The sequence below is a fragment of the Vibrio sp. R10-SG3-ISO3 genome (genome assembly GCF_059834225.1).
Genome location: NZ_JCBDHE010000017.1, coordinates 121,360 through 141,004, shown reverse-complemented (window position 1 = coordinate 141,004; position 19,645 = coordinate 121,360). Strand labels below are relative to the sequence as shown.

Annotated in this window: 20 protein-coding genes; 9 read left to right on the top strand and 11 right to left on the bottom strand. The window is 49.7% G+C overall.

What is annotated here, in order from left to right:
* Positions 1-76: 76 nt before the first annotated feature.
* From gap to groL, 7 genes are all read left to right on the top strand, one after another.
* Entirely contained in the window at positions 77-1,072 is a 996-nt protein-coding gene (gap, locus tag AC6R1A_RS04760; RefSeq protein ID WP_334551052.1) for a type I glyceraldehyde-3-phosphate dehydrogenase, read from the top strand.
* Between the two features lie 130 nt (positions 1,073-1,202).
* Positions 1,203-2,093, top strand: a complete 891-nt coding sequence (locus AC6R1A_RS04755; RefSeq protein WP_500634172.1) for a D-hexose-6-phosphate mutarotase — start codon at positions 1,203-1,205, stop codon at positions 2,091-2,093.
* A gap of 107 nt (positions 2,094-2,200) precedes the next feature.
* The gene (gene rlmA, locus AC6R1A_RS04750; protein ID WP_500634161.1) at positions 2,201-3,037 is read left to right on the top strand and encodes a 23S rRNA (guanine(745)-N(1))-methyltransferase; all 837 of its coding nucleotides are present in this window, start codon (positions 2,201-2,203) and stop codon (positions 3,035-3,037) included.
* 125 nt (positions 3,038-3,162) lie between these two features.
* The gene (locus tag AC6R1A_RS04745) at positions 3,163-4,155 is read left to right on the top strand and encodes a ChaN family lipoprotein (protein ID WP_500634162.1); all 993 of its coding nucleotides are present in this window, start codon (positions 3,163-3,165) and stop codon (positions 4,153-4,155) included.
* A gap of 146 nt (positions 4,156-4,301) precedes the next feature.
* The gene (locus tag AC6R1A_RS04740) at positions 4,302-4,655 is read left to right on the top strand and encodes a hypothetical protein (protein ID WP_500629099.1); all 354 of its coding nucleotides are present in this window, start codon (positions 4,302-4,304) and stop codon (positions 4,653-4,655) included.
* A gap of 346 nt (positions 4,656-5,001) precedes the next feature.
* Positions 5,002-5,292: a co-chaperone GroES gene (locus tag AC6R1A_RS04735; protein WP_334551057.1), complete on the top strand. Its 291-nt coding sequence runs from the start codon at positions 5,002-5,004 to the stop codon at positions 5,290-5,292.
* 32 nt (positions 5,293-5,324) lie between these two features.
* The gene (groL, locus tag AC6R1A_RS04730) at positions 5,325-6,917 is read left to right on the top strand and encodes a chaperonin GroEL (protein ID WP_500634163.1); all 1,593 of its coding nucleotides are present in this window, start codon (positions 5,325-5,327) and stop codon (positions 6,915-6,917) included.
* A 370-nt stretch (positions 6,918-7,287) separates the two neighbouring features.
* Here groL and AC6R1A_RS04725 read toward each other — a convergent pair whose 3' ends face one another.
* Positions 7,288-7,728 (bottom strand): YcgN family cysteine cluster protein, encoded by a 441-nt coding sequence (locus AC6R1A_RS04725; protein WP_334551061.1) that lies wholly within the window; start codon positions 7,726-7,728, stop codon positions 7,288-7,290.
* A 130-nt stretch (positions 7,729-7,858) separates the two neighbouring features.
* On the opposite strand from AC6R1A_RS04725, the gene AC6R1A_RS04720 reads away from it, so the two are divergent.
* Complete coding sequence (locus tag AC6R1A_RS04720) at positions 7,859-8,107, top strand: YkgJ family cysteine cluster protein (RefSeq protein ID WP_500625797.1); 249 nt, start codon at positions 7,859-7,861, stop codon at positions 8,105-8,107.
* Positions 8,108-8,247: 140 nt separating this feature from the next.
* On the opposite strand, the gene recR is transcribed toward AC6R1A_RS04720, so the two are convergent.
* The 7 genes from recR to AC6R1A_RS04685 all read right to left on the bottom strand — a co-directional run bounded on the left by recR (position 8,248) and on the right by AC6R1A_RS04685 (position 14,097).
* Positions 8,248-8,847: a recombination mediator RecR gene (gene recR, locus AC6R1A_RS04715; RefSeq protein ID WP_334551065.1), complete on the bottom strand. Its 600-nt coding sequence runs from the start codon at positions 8,845-8,847 to the stop codon at positions 8,248-8,250.
* 73 nt (positions 8,848-8,920) lie between these two features.
* On the bottom strand, positions 8,921-9,250 hold the full coding sequence (locus tag AC6R1A_RS04710) for a YbaB/EbfC family nucleoid-associated protein (RefSeq protein ID WP_005380618.1): 330 nt from the start codon (positions 9,248-9,250) through the stop codon (positions 8,921-8,923).
* A 71-nt stretch (positions 9,251-9,321) separates the two neighbouring features.
* Positions 9,322-11,484: a DNA polymerase III subunit gamma/tau gene (gene dnaX, locus AC6R1A_RS04705; protein WP_500634164.1), complete on the bottom strand. Its 2,163-nt coding sequence runs from the start codon at positions 11,482-11,484 to the stop codon at positions 9,322-9,324.
* Positions 11,485-11,496: 12 nt separating this feature from the next.
* Positions 11,497-12,042 carry an adenine phosphoribosyltransferase gene (gene apt, locus AC6R1A_RS04700; RefSeq protein WP_334551070.1) on the bottom strand — a complete coding sequence of 182 codons (546 nt, stop codon included), beginning with the start codon at positions 12,040-12,042 and terminating at the stop codon, positions 11,497-11,499.
* A 169-nt stretch (positions 12,043-12,211) separates the two neighbouring features.
* Entirely contained in the window at positions 12,212-12,616 is a 405-nt protein-coding gene (locus AC6R1A_RS04695) for a YbaN family protein (protein ID WP_500634173.1), read from the bottom strand.
* 7 nt (positions 12,617-12,623) lie between these two features.
* Positions 12,624-12,755: a hypothetical protein gene (locus AC6R1A_RS04690; protein WP_334551071.1), complete on the bottom strand. Its 132-nt coding sequence runs from the start codon at positions 12,753-12,755 to the stop codon at positions 12,624-12,626.
* Between the two features lie 241 nt (positions 12,756-12,996).
* A complete protein-coding gene (locus tag AC6R1A_RS04685) occupies positions 12,997-14,097 on the bottom strand; it encodes a response regulator (protein WP_500634165.1) in 1,101 nt (366 codons plus the stop codon).
* 241 nt (positions 14,098-14,338) lie between these two features.
* Between AC6R1A_RS04685 and AC6R1A_RS04680 the strand changes: the two genes are divergently transcribed.
* Complete coding sequence (locus tag AC6R1A_RS04680; RefSeq protein WP_500625794.1) at positions 14,339-15,214, top strand: LysR family transcriptional regulator; 876 nt, start codon at positions 14,339-14,341, stop codon at positions 15,212-15,214.
* Positions 15,215-15,268: 54 nt separating this feature from the next.
* On the opposite strand, the gene AC6R1A_RS04675 is transcribed toward AC6R1A_RS04680, so the two are convergent.
* From AC6R1A_RS04675 to fadI, 3 genes are all read right to left on the bottom strand, one after another.
* The gene (locus AC6R1A_RS04675; protein ID WP_487903248.1) at positions 15,269-15,817 is read right to left on the bottom strand and encodes an NAD(P)H nitroreductase; all 549 of its coding nucleotides are present in this window, start codon (positions 15,815-15,817) and stop codon (positions 15,269-15,271) included.
* 131 nt (positions 15,818-15,948) lie between these two features.
* Positions 15,949-18,075 (bottom strand): fatty acid oxidation complex subunit alpha FadJ, encoded by a 2,127-nt coding sequence (gene fadJ, locus AC6R1A_RS04670; RefSeq protein WP_500634166.1) that lies wholly within the window; start codon positions 18,073-18,075, stop codon positions 15,949-15,951.
* Positions 18,075-19,382, bottom strand: a complete 1,308-nt coding sequence (gene fadI / locus AC6R1A_RS04665; protein WP_334551079.1) for an acetyl-CoA C-acyltransferase FadI — start codon at positions 19,380-19,382, stop codon at positions 18,075-18,077. The genes fadJ and fadI overlap by 1 nt, the downstream gene beginning before the upstream one ends.
* Positions 19,383-19,645 lie beyond the last annotated feature (263 nt).

Genomic DNA, 19,645 nt, shown 5'->3' with positions numbered 1-19,645 from the left:
TTGCAGATTTTGACTGGGTTTTGTAATTTTACTACCAGTTATCTTTAATCAGAAATTAAGTTGTGGAGCAACTATAATGACTATCAAAGTAGGTATTAACGGTTTTGGCCGTATCGGTCGTTTCGTATTCCGTGCAGCGCAAGAGCGCAACGACATCGAAGTTGTAGGTATTAACGACCTTATCGATGTAGATTACATGGCATACATGCTGAAGTACGACTCAACTCACGGCCGTTTCAACGGTACTGTTGAAGTTGAAGGCGGTAACCTAATCGTTAACGGCAAAACTGTACGTGTAACTGCAGAGCGCAACCCAGAAGACCTAAAATGGGACGAAATCGGTGTTGACGTTGTTGCTGAAGCAACAGGTCTTTTCCTAACTGACGAGACTGCACGTAAGCACATCACTGCTGGCGCGAAGAAAGTTGTACTAACTGGTCCTTCTAAAGACGCAACTCCAATGTTCGTTAACGGCGTAAACTTCGACACTTACGCTGGTCAAGACATCGTTTCTAACGCTTCTTGTACGACTAACTGTCTAGCACCTATCGCTAAAGTTCTTAACGACAAGTTCGGTATCGAATCTGGTCTTATGACTACAGTTCACGCAACAACTGCAACTCAAAAAACTGTTGACGGTCCTTCTGCTAAAGACTGGCGCGGTGGCCGTGGTGCTTCTCAAAACATCATCCCATCATCAACTGGTGCTGCTAAAGCTGTAGGCGTTGTACTTCCAGAAGTAAACGGCAAACTAACTGGTATGGCTTTCCGCGTACCAACAGCTAACGTTTCTGTTGTTGACCTAACTGTTAACCTAGTAAACGGTGCTTCTTACGAAGACATCTGTAAAGCGATGAAAGAAGCGTCTGAAGGCGAACTAAAAGGCGTTCTAGGCTACACTGAAGACCAAGTAGTTTCTCAAGACTTCATCGGCGAAGTTTGCACTTCAGTATTCGATGCTAAAGCAGGTATCGCGCTAACTGACAAATTCGTTAAAGTTGTATCTTGGTACGACAACGAAATCGGTTACTCAAACAAAGTTCTAGACCTAATCGCTCACATCTCTAAGTAATCATCACTTTGAGATAAGCGTTTAGCGCAGAATTTTATAAAAGGCGGCTCTTGAGTCGCCTTTTTTGTATCTGAAATTTGAGAGCTCATTAATGGCGACACGCCTGCTCTCTATGGCACAGGAAACTTACATGGACTTATTAACGCTCCCTGCCCTGACTGTCTTGTCTGACAGTGTCACGATTGTCGAAGTCGACCAAGTAAAGGTGATTCGTATCATCCATGACAAAGCCAGCGCCGGTATTGCCCTGCATGGTGGTCATGTCATTTCATTCAAACCTCAAGGCCAAGAAGATCTCATTTGGATGAGTGAGCAAGCGGTCTTTGATGGTAAGGCCGCTCTGCGCGGTGGCATCCCGGTCTGCTGGCCATGGTTTGGACGCATTGCGGCCCCAGCACACGGCTTTGCTCGTACGAGCGAATGGGAATTGGTCGAGCATCGAGAAAATGAAAACGGTGTCATCGTTGAGCTGGCCCTTTTCTCAAGTGAAGAGACCCACGACATCTGGCCATATATGTTTGAGGCCCGACTTTTGATTGAGATTGGCGAAACACTGAGCGTCACCCTCAAGGTTATCAATATTGATGATCAAGCATGGACCTTCTCCGGTGCGCTGCATACCTACCTCAACGTAGGTGATATTACCCAAGTCCAGACAACAGGTATGGGCGCAGCGTACATCGATAGCCTTCAAGACGGGAAAGTATGCCAAGGCGGTGACGTGTTACAGTTGACCGACACCATCGATCGCGTCTATACCAAGCCTGAGCCCCAAATCAATGTGGAAGACCCAGTCTTTCATCGCACACTTACCGTTGAGAACCAAGGCCACAATTCCGCTGTCCTTTGGAACCCTTGGCAGCAAGGCGCGGCGGCGATGGCCGACATGCAAGACAGCGGCTATCAGCACTTTTTGTGTGTCGAGTCGACCCTGCATGCGACCTCTCTAGACACCGGTAAACGTCTTGAGCCAGGTGAGACTCACCAACTGGTCACCGTACTCTCCAGCGCGAATAAATAGCGCCTTTACGTGACATCGTTGAGGGTAGAGCGGCGCTCTACCCTATTTCTGGGATTCGCTCGTCTAAGCTGATAAGATACAGCCCCCGAAATCGCCCAGAGCTCGATATGTCTTACTCCTGTCCTTTATGTCATCTGCCTTTATCGCAAGAAAAACAGCGCTACTCGTGTGAAAACCGTCACTCATTCGACGTAGCAAAAGAGGGCTACGTCAACCTGATGCCTGTGCATCACAAACGTTCAAAAGATCCTGGCGACAATAAAGAGATGATGCAAGCTCGGCGCCGATTTTTGGAAAAAACCTACTACCAACCCCTGCGACAACGCATTGCCGACTTATGCGCCGAAGCCTTAGTCGGTAGTGATCACCAGTTGCTTGATATCGGCTGCGGCGAAGGCTACTACACGACCCAAGTAGCACATCGGTTAATCGAACAACACGCAGCAGCAAACACATACGGTTTGGACATTTCCAAAATCGCCATCCGCTATGCCGCGAAACGTTACCAAAACTGCCTTTTCAGTGTTGCTTCAATCCACCGCCTACCCTTTGCCGACCACTCACTCGATGGCGTGTTACGCATCTACGCGCCGTGCAAAGCGCAAGAGTTGCAACGCTGCGTGCGAGACAATGGCGTGGTCATCACAGTCACGCCAGCAGGACGTCATCTTTACCAGTTGCGAGAGCGAATTTATGACGATGTACGACTGCACAGCGAAGAAGCCGAATCGATTGAAGGCTTCGACCTTGAGCGGGAAGAAAAGCTCAGCTACCTCCTCCCCCTCGCCGATGGTGATGCGTTCGACCTATTGCAAATGACCCCATTTGCTTGGAAAGCCAGCGATTCTTTGCGTGACGAACTGAAAAACTCCACTATGTTTGAATGTGAGGCAGATTTTATGATTCGCATCTATCGTAAGCAGGCGTTACCCGGCACAAACTAGATAACAATTCTCATTTGCATTGTAAATGTCCCGAGCCTCCTTTAGTATGCGAGCAGACCATTAGGAGGCCACGGTTTATGCTGATCCGTTTTATATTGACCCGTTTTGTTTGTTTTAGTGCTTGTATGACTCTGACCGCCTGTTCATACAGCGCAGCGTCACTCTCTCCATCCACTCGTTCAAACTCAGTGACCTCTGATCCAAGCGCTGCTACCCCTATCGTTAGTTTTTATGACTATCAACTATACGACCCATCGGGAAAAGCCCTGTCACTCAATGCACTACCTGAAACCTTCACTCAGGCAGAAGTTATTTTGATTGGTGAATGGCATACTCATTCCGCTATCCATCGCTTTCAAGCCGATTTTATTAAGGCAATAGCGAGCCAAGGCCGAGACACCGCCTTGTCGATGGAGCAGTTTTCAAGAGACGCCCAACCCCATCTCAACGCCTACCTTAACGGTGAGATTGGAGAGCAAACACTGATCACATCGGGTAACGCTTGGCCTAACTATGAAAGTGACTATCGACCATTAGTCGAGCTAGCAAAAACGTTTAACTGGCCTGTCATTGCCGCCAACGCACCTAAATCAACGGTACGTTGTGTGGGTCGTGTCGGTTTACGCTACCTTGATCGCCTATCCGACGATGAGCGCCGCCTCGTGGCCGCTAAGATCAACACCGAGGACTCCGCATACAAACGCAAATTTATGGCCTCAATGCATCATGGCGAGCCCGCCCAAACCGAAAAACAGTACGCTGCTCAAATGACGTGGGATGAAACCATGGCGGAAAGCATCGTCCAATACCTCAATGACCACCCAGGCCACCAAGTCATTCATGTCGCAGGGAAGTTTCATACCGAACAAGGGCTAGGAACCAAAGCGTCTATTTTGGCGCGCAACCCCAACCTCTCTGTCGTGGTTATTACACCTATGTCTGATATCGCATCTATCATCGATGCCGCCAGCGAGCCTCAGCCTCTCAACACGGATTACCCATTGCACGTCTTAGCCCCACCTGTGCGCTTCGTCAAAATGGAAAATCAAATGGCGGCGTTTCATAAAATGTCGACCCGTCATGGGAGCAACAAGTGTCAGCCGACTGAAGCCCCCTAATCGACCTTAGCTGAACGCCTGCACTCGCGACCGATAAATAGGCATGATTTGTGCTTGATGGCTTTTCATACAAATAACGCATATTTTGCACAAGTTTTACACCACACTGCCGATACGTTATTTGAGGATGAAGTAAGGAGAACACTATGACCCCAGTAGGAATGGAGTCAGCGAAGCTGGCACCAACCCAGCAGGTTAAGCCTCAAGCCAACACCTCGGTTGCAGATAAAGGCGCTGCACCTTTAAAAGTTGAGCAAAACACGGTAACCCTTTCAGAGGAAGGGAAAGCACTGCTTGCCGCATTGCAAGAAATTGAGAAAGAGAGCCAAGCCAACAAAGCGGAAAAAACCGTCGGTGACAAAGTAGAGTCTTTCGCCCACGGTGCGCTAGGCATGGATCATCCAGATAAGATCAAAGAAGAGGAAGACGGCTCTTACTCTGCGGGGCAATATCTTTCCGCGGCGGCAACCGTTGGCGGCATTTTGCTGGCCCTAATCTAACATTGAGCGCTCAACGGTTCTCAATTGGTAAGGGATCAAGCCTTTGATTCGAGACGACAAAAATCTCAATTTGTTGTCGACCTTGCTGTGGCTTCATAATCATTTCGCATTGCAGAGATTAGGCATCCCCGATTGGGCATCCCGGTTTCTTAGCCATTGCGCCACTCCTTCCTAGTTTTAAAGCTCACTTCGGTGAGCTTTTTTATTGTCCTCGCTACTTTCATAAAAATCTTTTATCGAACTTCCCCCTTGAAGTTGCCATGAGAGACCCTATTTTTTCATCGAGCGCGAAGGAATCGCTCATATTGTGTCTTTTATTTTTTGTCCTAAGTAGGAGGCAAATCCAATGAATATTCGTCCTTTAAATGACAAGCTGATTGTTGAAAGACAAGAAGTGGAAAACAAATCTGAAGGGGGAATCGTACTAACTTCTCAATCGGTGAAAAAATCCACGCGCGGGAAAGTCATCGCAGTGGGTTTAGGCAAACGTCTTGATAATGGTGACCGCGCGTCAATGGACGTCAAAGTCGGTGATCACGTCATTTTCAATGATGGATACGGCGTGAAAACAGAAAAGATTGATGGCAAAGAGTATCTGATTCTCAGTGAGTCAGATGTGTTGGCTATCGTCGAATAATCTCGTTCTGTCATCTTTTTGAGGAGAAAATCATGGCTGCAAAAGACGTACTATTTGCAAACGAATCACGTCAAAAAATGCTCACTGGTGTCAATGTCTTAGCCAATGCGGTCAGAGTGACGCTTGGCCCTAAAGGACGCAATGTTGTTTTAGATCAGTCTTACGGTGCCCCTACCATCACCAAAGATGGGGTGTCTGTCGCCAAAGCCATTGAGCTAAAAGATAAATTCGAAAACATGGGTGCTCAAATGGTCAAACAGGTAGCATCCAAAGCGAACGATGAAGCGGGCGACGGAACCACTACCGCAACGGTACTGGCGCAATCGTTCATCAATGAAGGGCTAAAAGCGGTGGCCTCGGGCATGAACCCTATGGATCTTAAACGCGGTATCGACAAAGCGACGGAAGCCGCTGTGGCTAAATTACGCGATATGGCGAAACCTTGCAGCGATCAAGAATCGATTACGCAAGTTGGTAGTATCTCGGCCAATAGCGATCGCGCTATCGGTGAGATCATTGCCCAGGCGATGGAAAAAGTCGGCCGCAACGGCGTCATCACCGTTGAAGAAGGTCAGGGCCTGATCAACGAACTCTCAGTTGTCGAAGGCATGCAATTTGACCGTGGGTATCTCTCGCCGTACTTCATCACCAATCAAGACACAGGTACCGTCGAGCTCGACAATCCGTACATCTTGCTGGTCGATAAGAAAGTGAGCAGTATTCGTGAACTGCTGCCGATTCTAGAGTCAGTCGCTAAGGCCTCTCGTTCATTGCTGATTATCGCCGAAGACATCGAAGGTGAAGCATTGGCGACACTCGTCGTCAACAACATGCGTGGTATCGTTCGCGCAACCGCTGTCAAGGCGCCAGGCTTTGGCGACAACCGCAAAGCGATGATGGAAGACATTGCGGTGCTTACCTCTGGTACGGTTATCTCTGAAGAGATTGGCTTAGAGCTTGAAAAGACCACCTTGGAGCAGCTTGGTCAGGCTAAGAAAGTGACCATCACCAAAGACGCGACGACCATTGTAGGCAGCGATGAACAGCACCATGCAATTCAAGACCGCGTGGCAAGTATTGAAGCGCAAATGGCTTCGGCAACGTCTCAATACGATAAAGAGAAACTCCAGCAACGCATTGCGAAGCTCTCTGGCGGTGTGGCAGTGATCAAGATTGGCGCTGCCACTGAAGTGGAGATGAAAGAGAAGAAAGATCGTGTGGATGATGCGCTGCATGCAACACGAGCGGCCGTTGAGGAAGGTATTGTGGCAGGTGGTGGCGTCGCGCTGACCAAGATTGCCAAAGAGCTCGCCGATCTCAAAGGTGATAACGACGATCAAAACGTCGGTATTCGTGTCGCTCTACGTGCGATGGAAGAGCCACTTCGTCAAATCGCCATTAACGCCGGAGATGAGGCGTCCGTTGTCGCCAATGCGGTGAAATCGGGCGATGCGGACTACGGCTACAACGCCGCAACCGGTGAATATGGCAATATGATTGAGATGGGTATCTTGGATCCTGCTAAGGTGACCCGTTCCGCCTTGCAATTTGCCGCGTCAGTTGCAGGTTTGATGATCACCACCGAAGCCATGATCACAGACCACGTTGAGAGTGAGGAAGCCTAACCTTCTCTCACTGGTGCTCTAGAGCGTCAGTGCACACAAGCGGGCGACGTTGCCCGCTTGTCTTCCACTTTGGATTGTGAGGTAAGAGAGATGAAATCATTGCCATCAATACATTTCTCCGTTGCGGAGTGTAGCACCCGCCCAGCCCCCGCTTCGGCTTGGCCCGTCACCACGACCTTTCCCAGTCAAACGGCCGGTCCACTTTTCTCTATTATGAATCAACTGCCAAAACCCGTGCAGTGGCTCATCATCCGCTTTGATTTAGCTCCGCCAACACGCACCGAGCAACCCGTGGTCCATTGAGACAAAAGAGGGCGGATAAGAGGTTAAAGACGAGGACTTGTTGTCAATTCAACGACAAATCATTGGCTTAATCACGCGTAGGATGATTGAGTATGTGGTCTTCCCAATTGATCACATCGATTTCGTAGACCACTTTATTTCTGACGCTTTCGCCGGCGGCGTGCATAGCCGACTTAGAGCCAGTGCGCAGCGGGTGCCATTCGGGCAGTGGCTGGCCTTCTGCCATTAAACGGTAGGCACAGGTGTGCGGTAACCAGGTGAAATCATCGATGTCATCACGAGTCAGCTTGGTGCACTCTTCATGAGACTCAAAACGATGTTCATAATCGCTGCACGAACAGGTTTTTGTGTTGAGTAAGCTACACGCCACATTGGTGTAGTAGATTTCATCCGTATCTTCATCCATGAGTTTGTGCAGGCAGCACTTGCCGCAGCCATCGCACAGAGATTCCCACTCTTGCTCCGTCATCTGCTCTAACGTTTTTGTTTGCCAAAAGGGTGCGCTCATAGACTCATCTTGGATTAGTTAAAGAAGGGGCGATTTATACCGTCTAGCGGCAAAAACTTCAAGATCTTGTACTGATCGTCTTGATGATTTTTGCTACTATCGCGCCTCAATTTTACTCAGGGGTATCAGGATGGATTGTCGACTCGGTTGCGGGGCTTGCTGTATTGCGCCCAGTATCTCATCACCGATTCCGGGGATGCCAAATGGCAAACCTGCCGGTGTTCGTTGCATTCAACTCAATGAAGACAATCTCTGCAAGCTGTTTGGCTTACCAGAGCGTCCCAAAGTGTGCGCAGATTTTAAGCCGTGTCCTGTGGTGTGCGGGGCGACCAACCAGCAAGCGATGACCAATATCACCGAGCTTGAGCGTCTGACATAACACTTGGCGTCTAACGTAACCCTTGGCGTCTGAGGTAACAAAAGCAAACCAAGCACCACGCTCTGTCATGGGTGACAGATAAAAACATGGCCGCAGATGCGGCCATGTTGATATTATTTCTGGGTTTAAAATGCAGGGCATTAAATCTTATGTCGCCCGAGCAGTGAATGAGACAGCGTTGTGCCATCCACCAGCTCTAATTCACCACCGACCGGCACACCATGGGCAATGCGACTAGCCGTGACTTGGTGCTCATGACACAACTCGGCAATGTAATGCGCGGTCGCCTCCCCTTCCACCGTTGGGTTGGTCGCAAGAATCACCTCGCTAATATCACCGCGGCGCAGGCGAAAGTCCAGCACATCCAAACCGATATCACTCGGCCCAATGCCATCAAGGGGCGACAAGTGCCCCATCAACACAAAGTAACGCCCAGAGTATTGGCCGGTCGCTTCCACCGCTGCGATATCCGCAGGGCTTTCGACTACGCAAATTTGTCCATTCTCTTGGCGTTTTGGATTGGTGCAGATATGGCAAACCTCTTCTTCGGTAAAGGTCCGGCATTCGGAGCAATGGCCGATTTCCGTCATTGCCTGACTTAACGCGTCGGCGAGTTGCACGCCGCCTTTTCTATCTCGCTGCAATAAATGAAAGGCCATCCGCTGTGCCGACTTGGGGCCAACCCCAGGTAGACAGCGCAAGGCCTCCATTAATTGTTCCAGCATGTGACTGGTACGCATTGACTCTCTTTCTCTATGAATTGTCGTCATTCTCGTCGATTGCACGTAAACCTGTTACGCGCAGAGAGCGAGATTAGAACGGCATTTTCATACCAGGTGGTAATTGCATACCGCCTGTCACTGACGCCATTTTCTCTTTTTGCGTCTCTTCAACACGACGAGCGGCATCATTGAACGCAGCAGCAATGAGATCTTCTAGCATCTCTTTATCGTCTTCCATCAAGCTCTCGTCGATATCAACGCGGCGAACACTGTGGCTACCAGTAATGGTCACTTTCACAAGTCCAGCGCCCGATTCACCAGTCACTTCCATATTCGCAATTTCTTCTTGAAGCTTTTGCATGCGATCTTGCATTTGCTGGGCCTGCTTCATTAGGTTGCCCATACCGCCTTTACCAAACATGTTTATCTCTCTAGTTTATCACTATATCGAATTAAATGGGGGCTGAATCAAATGAATTCAACCACCGGAAATTATATCGGTCGTACACTATCGCTATCGAGTTCAGCACCAAAACGCTGCTCGATAAACTGCACGTACTGATCAGCCGCTAGACTGCTAAAAGCTTGCTCAAGCTTGCCTTGATACAGCTTATCTCTTAACTCTAGCGGTGTTTCTCCTTTGTCACCAATCTCGACACTTAACTGGCACTCTTCGCCCAACACTCGATTGAGCTCTGAGAGCAGTTCACTTTGCGCTTTATCCGTGTTGAGGTGAGCCTGCTGTGGACGCAACGTCAGTTGGATAGAGCGACCATCTTTGACGAAATCCGAATTGAGCGCGAGTTGCTCAGTCAACTTAGCTGTATTGAGCTGACTGATGAGCTGCGCCCACTCGCTTCGCTCTAAGCTTTCATTGACGAGTTTATCGACCATCTCTGGCGTCTTCTCGTGCTCGAGCGCTTTTTTCAGCTGCGTGGGTTTCAGTTCCGGCTTTTGCTCATCCACGACTGGTTGGCTTGGCGTCCATTGATAGGGCTCAGGCTTCTCAAGCGATGCGTTGTTTGCCGACTCGTTTCTAGCCATGTGTGCAGCAGGCGACATCTGCGGCGCTCCGGCGTGTTTTTGCGCAACACGTTCGAGCACCGATTCAGGTTTGGCAGATGCCGCTTTAGCCTTTTTTGTTGACGCGCCTGGCGAGCTGCGCCCTTGACGCTGTGAACGCAATTGATGACGCAAACCACTAATGCCGCCGCTCACCCCGCTTGACGCAGGCTTCTGCGTTGGAGGCGGTGTTGGCGCTGCTGGGGCTTGTGGGGCCGAAGCGGGCGTCATCTGTGCATACTCATCTCTGTCATATCCAGACGCGTCATGCATATCGTCATGCGATGGCATGTCGTAATCGGCCATCGGTGGCTCATACGACGGTGCGCTTGGCATTGGCTGCGATAGCGCTTTAGGCTGAGGTGGTGTCGCTTCAGGCTGAGGTGATACCGCTGGAGAGGACATCGGCGCTTGAGGCGCAGCATGGCTGACTGGTGGCGCTGCAGATGGCACCGGCGCCTCTGCGACAGGTGCGCTGGACGTTGAGATTATATTGGCTTGCGACACCTCTTGTGGCCTAAATGCCACCATGCGCAACAGCACCATCTCTAAACCAATGCGCTCTGACGGCGCCAACGCGATGTCTTCACGCCCTTTCAACGCAATTTGGTAGAACAGTTGAATATCTTGCGGCGTTAACGCTTTGCTCAGCTGCACGACCTTGTCAGCGTCAGGCTGGCCTTTATCAAGCGAGGATGGCAAAGCCTGCACCATGGCTAATCGATGCAATTGACTGGCGAGTTGTTGCAACAATCCATCCCAATCCACACCGTTTTGCGCCATTTGCTCCACACTCGACATCACCACATCCACCGATTTCGAGCTGATCGCTTGCAGCAGATGCAAGGCTTGATCGGTGTCGAGTGTACCCAACATGTGCGCCACGCTTTCTTGGCTGATACTGCCATTGCCAAGAGCAATCGCTTGGTCAGTCAAACTGAGTGCATCACGCATACTGCCATCCGCCGCATGGGCAATCATACCCAATGCGCGTGCCTCTGCACTCACTTGTTCCTGTGCAAGGATATGATCCAGCTGTTGATGAATGGCATCGACCGTAATCGGCTTAAGATGAAACTGCAGACAGCGCGACAAAATCGTCACAGGCAGTTTTTGCGGATCGGTGGTCGCCAGAATAAACTTCACGTACTCTGGCGGCTCTTCCAATGTTTTCAGCAGCGCGTTAAAGCTATGACGAGAGAGCATGTGCACCTCGTCAATCAGGTACACTTTAAAGCGTCCACGCGCTGGCTTGTACTGGACGTTGTCCAATAACTCTCGAGTATCTTCCACTTTGGTGCGCGACGCCGCGTCGATCTCTAATAGATCCACAAAGCGCCCTTGGTCTATCTCTTGACACGTATCACACTGACCACAAGGGTTGGCAGTAATACCCGTTTCACAATTTAGACCTTTGGCAAACAGTCGCCCAATCGAGGTTTTACCGACACCTCGCGTACCACTGAACAAGTACGCATGGTGGAGACGATTTTGAGCGAGTGCATTTTCAAGCGCCGTCAAAACGTGCGCTTGACCCACCACTTCACTGAATTTGGTTGGACGCCACTTTCGCGCTAAAGCAAGATAACTCATGAATAATTCCGATTAATGACCGTCAAATTCACAGATGCTGTAAACCGTAAGGCCGAGACCTTGCAGACGTTTATCACCACCGATTTCAGGTAGATTGATAACAAACGCCGCATGTTCGACCACGCCACCTAACTGTCTGATCAGTTTGGTGGTCGCTTCGATGGTACCGCCGGTTGCGAGCAAATCGTCCACCACCAGCACCTTGTCACCTTCTGAGATGGCATCGGTATGAATCTCTAGCGTATCAACGCCATACTCCAACTCATAAGATTGAGCGATGGTGTTACGTGGTAGTTTGCCCGGTTTACGCACAGGGACAAAACCCACACCAAGCTCCAACGCCAACGGTGCACCAAACAAGAAGCCACGTGCTTCTGTACCAACGACTTTGGTAAAGCCTTGATCTTTATATTTATCCACTAAAAGTTGGATCGTGGCTTGGTAGGCTTTGGCGTTCTCCATCAAGCTCGTGACATCACGGAATAGAATGCCTGGCTTTGGATAGTCTGGAATGCTTTTGATGCTAGATTTGATGAATGCGATCGTTTCAGTTGTCATAGTTCATTACTTACTTTGGCTAAGTGGGCGCCTATCATTGTTATCATCGGCCACTTAATAATGGGTTTTGTGCCACTCGGATCCGGTATCTGACCAAATCACTGACTAAAATACGGTTCGTATAAAAAACAAACGCCCACCAATAGAGTGGGCACACTTCTGGGTAATCTTAGTGATTTTCTTCTCTATCGGCAAGCAGCTCCATCACAGGAAGACGCAAGAACCAACTGAGTAAAATCACCAGCATCACCACCAACATCACTTTCAGCCATAGGTGAGGGACGACCCAAATTGAGAAGCTAAAACTGAGTACCATCGCGAGAGCGCCGCGCTGTTTTACGCCGCGCGTTACCGCCCGGTTCTGATGCCAATTGATAATGATAGGCCCGAACGTCGGGTGTTGATGAAGCCAGCGGTGAAAACGTGGACTGCTGCGCATGAAACAAGCGCTGGAGAGCAAAATAAACGGTGTGGTAGGGAGAACGGGAAGGAAGATGCCCAGTATGCCTAGGCATAAACTGAGCACACCAACAACATAGAAAAAGAATCTGCGTAGAGGAATGGTATGCTCCAGAACTGCGTTAGAAGCCTGCGTATCCGTTGAACACGCGAATCCAAGTCAAGGTCGCGGGAAGCGTTGGGATCAACAGGGCTGCAATAAAGCCTAAAAAGTAAAAAATATTATACGGTTCTTTAAAATCTTTGTCTGCCATGGGCTGCTTCTCTTTTGGTAGGTGGCGATACGTTTCTTTCAATAATGAAAGTCCCATTAACGCAAGTGCTGCCCTGCGTTTTAGGGTTATTTTTGTTTGGCGAGACTATACCTTAATGGTTAAAGCATAAACACCGAACAGGTGTAAGGTTATTGATAAAATGAGAGGGGATGACCCATCAACCCCAAAGGCGAATAAGGCCTTTGGGGTTGATCACTATTTGGGGAATACATGGATGCGTTTAAGCGCTGCCACCACGGAAGATGTCTAAAGTAAAGCTGCTAGAACCTAGGCGGCTTAGGGATAACTGACACGCCGACTGTATCAAGAGATCGGTGGTGATGAAGTTTTTGGCGCAGTTTTCTCCCAACTTGACGCCAGAAGGGATATGTTGAGATTGGTACCCATTCGACCACTGTGCATCCAGCCCGGCAGGCAGCAGAGACAGCTTTCCTGAGCAAAGATCTGCCACCCCAAACAAGGCTTTCACCGGTACGCCGCAGTCGGAGCACTGCATGCCTTTCTCTAGAATATCCGCCAGATCTTTCAAATCCGCATTGAAGGATTTGAGGTTACGCAGATAATCATGGAACAAAGCGCGAACCAGCAGCGTCGCCGCTGGGCCATGATGATGGCTACTGGCCGAATCCACCAAATAGAAAGCAAATTGACCGTTCATAAGCCAGGCATAATCAAACACCAAAGGCATCACATCCGTCGATTGCAGTAAGCGGTAACTGCACTTCCAATCCCCTTGTGCGGTGTCTTTGTCTGGCAGCAGCGCATGGAGTAAATCTTTGGCCGCACTTGGGTTATCCTCTAGAAACTCCAAGTGCCAATGAAGCTCTTGCTCCTCAGGCATATCCCCACTATCGACACGAAACCACTGACTGGAAAAATCCCTGAGATCACTGAGGTGGTTGTCAGAATCCTCCAACGTCACTTCAATGGCGTTGGCGAGGTGTTCATAATTGGAAATCGGTTTAGGAAGGAAATCTTTGATGCCGTAACGCAGCGCCTTCGCCACATCAGACATCTCATCGGTCGCCGATACAACAATAAGCGGCATAGACGGGTACTCTAAGCTCACCTCCTCGACAAACTCGATACCATCAAGCACCGGCATCGACAGATCACATAAAATGAGGTCGGGGGAATGTTCCCTCAACTGTTTTAAACCTTCTAAGCCATCTGAAGCCTCGATGACTTCATAACCTTGTGCGGTTAGAAATCCCGTCGTAATGCGACGAAAGATAGGATCGTCATCAACGACCATAATGAGCTTTTGACTTGCAGCCAGTCGCGGATTCACCACCGAGGCCACCTGAACTGATTTGTGCATAAACCTTGCCTCACCCAAATTTGGATTATCAACATTATTGTTATTATTAACTGCGTGTTTGAAACACTTCTTAAAAAGTAGTCGCCACGGCCCATTTATACAAATATTCCACCGTAAATGAGGGATAGCTACTATATGTATGAATCCGGTAAGATCGGTGAAGTTGTTGATGTGCCTCAAGCTTTGACATGATATATAAAGATAAATTACCTAAATTCGTAACCAAAGTGTGTTCGACAGAATGAAATTAGATGATCTCAACCTATTTAGACTGGTGGTAGAAAATGGAAGCTATACCGCAACTTCCCGTAAAACCATGATTCCGGTCGCCACGATCACTCGACGAATTCAAGCGCTGGAAGACTCACTTAACCTTCGCTTGCTCAATCGACATGCAAGAAAGCTGTCACTGACTGAGGCGGGTGAGCGCTTTTTCAATGAGTGCTCTCCCCTGCTCAACCGTCTGACGATGACAGCAGAGGAGATCTCTGATGAATGTCGTGGCGCTGCGGGTAAAATTCGTATTACCTCTCCTTCCAATCTAACCAAACGCATGATGATGCCGATGTTCAATGCGTTTATGCTTCAATACCCTGATATCCATATTGAGCTTGATACCAGCACGCAATCCGACCACCTTGACCCCACCGAGTGGGATGTCATTTTCCGAGTGGGGCCGCAGAGAGATTCAAGCCTGATTGCACGTAAAATTAGCTCGGTCAAAGACATTTTGGTTGCCAGCCCAACTTATTTGCGCCTACATCCTGCACCGAAACACGCCGAAGAGTTGAGCCAGCATGCACTGCTCAAAGGTTCGCCGCTGCTCAAATGGCAACTCAAAAATCACAATGGCGAAGTGGTGGTCAATAATGATAAAGGCCGCTTCCAAGCCAATACGCTCAATGTCGTTCGCAGCGCGTGTTCTGAAGGGCTTGGCATTACGCTCATGCCGGATGTGATGATTCGCGAGTACATTGAGGATGGCAGCCTTGTCCAAGTGCTCGATGACTGGATCGCTAACCCTCGTGATATTTATATGCTGTATAACCACAAAGACCACTTACCCGAGAAAGTCCGTTTATTCATCGACTTTGTGATCGCGTTCAACCTGCATTAAAAAAGCGCCTGATTGTTTTCAATCAGGCGCTTTTCTTTCTTTGTCCGTCAAGGATTACAAATACTCGACGAATTTACTCAACTCGCGATGGGGCACTTTCATTGGCTCACTATCGGGCGTACCAAGATAGAGGAATCCGACGATTTGATCTTCTCCCTGCAAGCCAAAAGCTTGATGCACATTCGGGTGGAACATCCAAGGGCCAGAGCGCCAGAACCCTTGGAAGCCCTGTGCAACCGCCGCCATCTGCATCGCTTGCACGGCACAACCTGCAGATAGGTGCTGCTCAAGTGCTGGCACTTTGTCGTGCTCCGTCACTTTGGCGATCACCGTGATCACCATAGGCGCGCGAAAAGGCGCATTTTTCACTTTTTCAAGCACAGCGTCATCACTATTGTCTGCCACCGCAGCACGGTGCAAAATCGCAGACAGCTTATTGAGCCCTTCCCCTTGAGCAATCACGAAACGCCACGGCGTCAACCCCGCATGATCCGGCGCACGCAGGCCAGCGCGAATGATGTTTTCTAATGCGACTCCCTCAGGAGCCGGGGCAGACAGTTTGCCGACTGAGCGACGGTTGAGCAGTAAATCAAGCGCATCCATTTGATATCCTTAATGATTATATTCGAGACACTCGCCAGCCTATGGTTGGCTGCTTATCGATATAAATAGTAACGCGTCAAACAAAAAAAGCGAGCCTATTACCGAGGCTCGCTTTTTATTTTGAGAAAAAACTAGTTGCTGTAGAAGGGCTTATCTAACCCCGCACGTGTTAACAGCCCATCGCATGGCGCGAATCGATCCCCGTATTTTTGTGCGTGGTCGTTCATGATATCCACCAGCTTCTTCACGCCAATTTGGTCCATGTAGCGGAAAGGGCCACCTAAGAATGGAGGGAAACCAATACCAAAAATCGCCCCGATGTCACCATCTCTAGGACTGCGAATAATGCCCTCGTCCAGACAGCGGACCGCTTCGTTGAGCATCGGCAGTACACAACGCATGGCGATGTCTTTCTCAGCAAGGTTAGATTCCGGGGTCAATTTCAGCAGTTTGTACACGGACTTATCGACCTCTTTCTTCTTCCCTTTGTAGGTGTAGAAGCCTTTGCCACTCTTGCGCCCTTTACGGCCATCATTGAGTAAGATGTCAAACACATCTGGGCCTTGAAAACGCGCGCCGAGTTCTTTGACCAAGATAGGCATAATTTTCGCGCCGATATCGACGCCAACTTCATCCAACAACGTAATAGGGCCGACTGGGAAGCCGAAGTTAAGCAGCGCTTTATCTAACTGTTCAATCGGTTCTCCCGCCATCAGTACTTGCGCCGCTTCATTCATGTAAGGCGCCAAAATACGGTTAACGTAAAAGCCTGCACAATCTTTGACCACAATCGGCGTTTTGCCTTGTTTGCGAGCAAAAGCGACCGCGGTGGCAACCGTTTCATCCGACGTGCCTTCGTGTGGGATCACCTCAACCAGCGGCATTTTTTCCACCGGGCTGAAGTAGTGCAACCCGACGACTTTCTCAGGGTACTTAGCCTCGGCGGCAATTTGGTGGATCGGCAATGATGACGTATTGGTCGCAAAAATAGTTTCTGCATGGCCATTGGCTTCCACATCCGCCACCATTTGCTGCTTGAGCGTCAAATCTTCAAATACCGCTTCAATCACGATGTCTGTGTTTTTAAAGCCGGTAAAATCGGTGCCACCCGACAGCTGCACCATTTTCGATTGCAGTTGCGCTTTGGAAAGAATGCGACGTTGACGCTGCTTGTCGAACAACTTGTAGTTGTATTGCAAAGCGTTAAGAACGCCATCGTTTGACACATCTTTTATCCGGACAGGAACTTTCGCTTTCGCCACACTAACGTGACTAATGCCCGCCCCCATCAAGCCACCACCTAGCACGGCGGCGCGCTGAATCTTTCGCGGCGTAGCATCACTGCCGTTGTCTTTTTTCATTTCAGTGGTCGCAAAGAAAATCGAGCGCAGTGCCTTCGATTCTGAGGTCATCACCAACTCGCCAAAGCGCTGTGCTTCTTTCTGTAACCCTTTATCGAAACCGTGCTCAAGTCCGTAGCGAATGACGTCTAAAATCGCCTCTGCCGCTGGATAATTGCCGCGCGTTTTGGCGTGGGTTTTCTTGGCAGCTTGTTCAAAGATCACCTTGCGGCCCAACCCGGTGTGCGCCATCAGCTTTTCTTTAGTCGATGCTTTTTTGCCACTTTTTCGCTTCGGCGATGATTTTTCAATCAAGCCTTTCGCCACATCGAGCAAGATAGTCTGCGGCACCACCGCATCCACCACGCCCAATTTGCCCGCTTTTTTCGCTCGCAACTGTTTACCGGTCAAAATCAAATCCAGTGATGGCAGCAAACCAATCAAACGAGGCAGTCTTTGCGTGCCGCCCGAGCCTGGCAAAAGTCCAAGTTGAACTTCAGGTAGACCCAGTCTCGTCGCATCATCATCACTACAAACACGATAATCACACGCCAAAGCAAGCTCTAAGCCGCCGCCCAAACACGGACCATGAATCGCCGCGACAACAGGAAAAGGCAGATCCGATAATGTCGCGAACATCTTCTGACCTTGTTGCGCTAACGCTTGTGCTTCTGCAGCACTTTGACAGGCGTCTAACATACGTACATCGGCGCCAGCAATAAAGTTGTCCGGCTTGAGTGAGTGGACCACCATGCCTTTGAGGGTAGACTGCTTGTCACCGAGCTCATCAAAGATAGCGGCCATTTCATCGGCAAACGCCGCTTGCAGCGTGTTCATTTTCTCGCCGGGCACATCAATCGCCAGCCAAGCGATGTTTTGCTCATCAATGGTTAAGTTAAATGCTTTTTGCTCACTCATTATTCGACCTCCAGAACCATTGCTGCGCCCAATCCACCTGCTGCACAGGCGGTATTCAATGCCAATCCACCGCCACGGCGTTGCAACTCACGCAGCGTTTGCGTAATCATGCGAGCGCCCGTCGCCGCGAATGGGTGTCCGTAGGCAATCGAACCACCTAGAACGTTAAACTTATCCATATCAATCTCACCGATGGCTTTTGAGCGACCCAATTTCTCTTGGGCAAACTTATCGCTCGCAAACATCTTCACGTTCGATAGCGCCTGAGCGGCGAACGCTTCGTGCATATCGATCAAGGTCAAATCAGACAGCGTAATACCCGCTCGGTCGAGTGCAACCGGTGTGGCGTACGATGGCCCCATCAACATGTCGGTTTCAACGCCAATCGCCGAGAAGGCGTAAGAACGGATGTAACCCATGATCTCAAGCCCAAGCTCCTTAGCGCGCCCTTCTCGCATCAACATAATGGCGGCGGCGCCGTCCGTCAGTGGCGTACTGTTTGCCGCTGTCACGCTACCAAACTTACGATCGAATGCAGGACGAAGCTTGGCGTAGCCTTCTAAGGTCGAATCGCGGCGAATATTGTTGTCTTCGGCGATCCATTTTTTGTAGGGCTCTGGGAAAGCGGTCATCACTTCGTCGCGAATTTTCCCTTCTTCCCACGCTTTTGCCGCTAGCGTATGCGAACGGTGCGCTAACGCGTCTTGCTCTTGGCGAGAAATGCCGTGTGATTTCGCCATTTGCTCCGCCGTTTGCCCCATAGAAAGACCGGTGGAATATTCAGCGACCGCAGGTGGCACCGGCATGAGATCTTTCAATGACAAAGTTTTAAGAATGTTAAGCTTTTGACCTAGCGTCTTCGTTTTGCTTAGCGCCAGCAAGTTCGCGGCGAGCTTTTTCGAGACACCAATAGGCAGCACAGACGATGAATCCGCGCCACCGGCAATACCGATATCAATCGTGCCGGACATAATGCTTTCCGCCACATTCACGGCGGATTGGAAACTGGTCGCACAGGCGCGAGTCACACTGTAGGCGTCGGTATGAATGTTCATCCCGGTGCCCAGTACAATTTCTCGGGCAATGTTGGGGGCCTCTGGCATTTGAACCACTTGGCCAAACACCACCTGATCGATCAACGCAGGATCGATGTCCGTTTTGGCCAACATATCGCTGACCACCATTTTGCCCAGATCCACCGCAGGGACCTGGCTAAATTCCGTACTTTGACGTGCAAACGGCGTGCGTAAACCGGCAACGATGGCGATGCGTTCGCCCGAGCGGGTCTTTAATTCCTGCTTGCCCATTGTTTCTCCTTAATCATGAGAGGTCTGACCACGCCATTGTAACGAGATTGTTAAAGCAATCAAACGGCCGTTTAAATAAACGTGATTTATGATGGAAAAGTAGCAGAGGGTTTGGAGGCGGTAAATGGGAGTAAAGTCAGGAAAAGGAAAAGACTGGTTAACACAACACAAGGAGGAGTAAACCCTGCATTTTTCTTGGGCGGATGGATTAGGTGTTAACCAGTCTTTTAGTTAGAGTACACGTTCAAGCTGTCACGCAGCTG

Bases quoted from the DNA above. Each gene is read 5' to 3' on its own strand.
- AC6R1A_RS04685 (WP_500634165.1), bottom strand. From the start codon at position 14,097: ATGCACAAATCAGTTCAGGTGGCCTCGGTGGTGAATCCGCGACTGGCT.
- AC6R1A_RS04725 (WP_334551061.1), bottom strand. From the start codon at position 7,728: ATGAGCGCACCCTTTTGGCAAACAAAAACGTTAGAGCAGATGACGGAG.
- fadJ (WP_500634166.1), bottom strand. From the start codon at position 18,075: ATGAGTGAGCAAAAAGCATTTAACTTAACCATTGATGAGCAAAACATC.
- gap (WP_334551052.1), top strand. From the start codon at position 77: ATGACTATCAAAGTAGGTATTAACGGTTTTGGCCGTATCGGTCGTTTC.
- AC6R1A_RS04710 (WP_005380618.1), bottom strand. From the start codon at position 9,250: ATGTTTGGTAAAGGCGGTATGGGCAACCTAATGAAGCAGGCCCAGCAA.
- AC6R1A_RS04680 (WP_500625794.1), top strand. From the start codon at position 14,339: ATGAAATTAGATGATCTCAACCTATTTAGACTGGTGGTAGAAAATGGA.
- groL (WP_500634163.1), top strand. From the start codon at position 5,325: ATGGCTGCAAAAGACGTACTATTTGCAAACGAATCACGTCAAAAAATG.
- AC6R1A_RS04735 (WP_334551057.1), top strand. From the start codon at position 5,002: ATGAATATTCGTCCTTTAAATGACAAGCTGATTGTTGAAAGACAAGAA.
- fadI (WP_334551079.1), bottom strand. From the start codon at position 19,382: ATGGGCAAGCAGGAATTAAAGACCCGCTCGGGCGAACGCATCGCCATC.
- rlmA (WP_500634161.1), top strand. From the start codon at position 2,201: ATGTCTTACTCCTGTCCTTTATGTCATCTGCCTTTATCGCAAGAAAAA.
- AC6R1A_RS04740 (WP_500629099.1), top strand. From the start codon at position 4,302: ATGACCCCAGTAGGAATGGAGTCAGCGAAGCTGGCACCAACCCAGCAG.
- AC6R1A_RS04720 (WP_500625797.1), top strand. From the start codon at position 7,859: ATGGATTGTCGACTCGGTTGCGGGGCTTGCTGTATTGCGCCCAGTATC.
- AC6R1A_RS04690 (WP_334551071.1), bottom strand. From the start codon at position 12,755: ATGGCAGACAAAGATTTTAAAGAACCGTATAATATTTTTTACTTTTTA.
- AC6R1A_RS04755 (WP_500634172.1), top strand. From the start codon at position 1,203: ATGGACTTATTAACGCTCCCTGCCCTGACTGTCTTGTCTGACAGTGTC.
- AC6R1A_RS04745 (WP_500634162.1), top strand. From the start codon at position 3,163: ATGACTCTGACCGCCTGTTCATACAGCGCAGCGTCACTCTCTCCATCC.
- dnaX (WP_500634164.1), bottom strand. From the start codon at position 11,484: ATGAGTTATCTTGCTTTAGCGCGAAAGTGGCGTCCAACCAAATTCAGT.
- AC6R1A_RS04675 (WP_487903248.1), bottom strand. From the start codon at position 15,817: ATGGATGCGCTTGATTTACTGCTCAACCGTCGCTCAGTCGGCAAACTG.
- recR (WP_334551065.1), bottom strand. From the start codon at position 8,847: ATGCGTACCAGTCACATGCTGGAACAATTAATGGAGGCCTTGCGCTGT.
- apt (WP_334551070.1), bottom strand. From the start codon at position 12,042: ATGACAACTGAAACGATCGCATTCATCAAATCTAGCATCAAAAGCATT.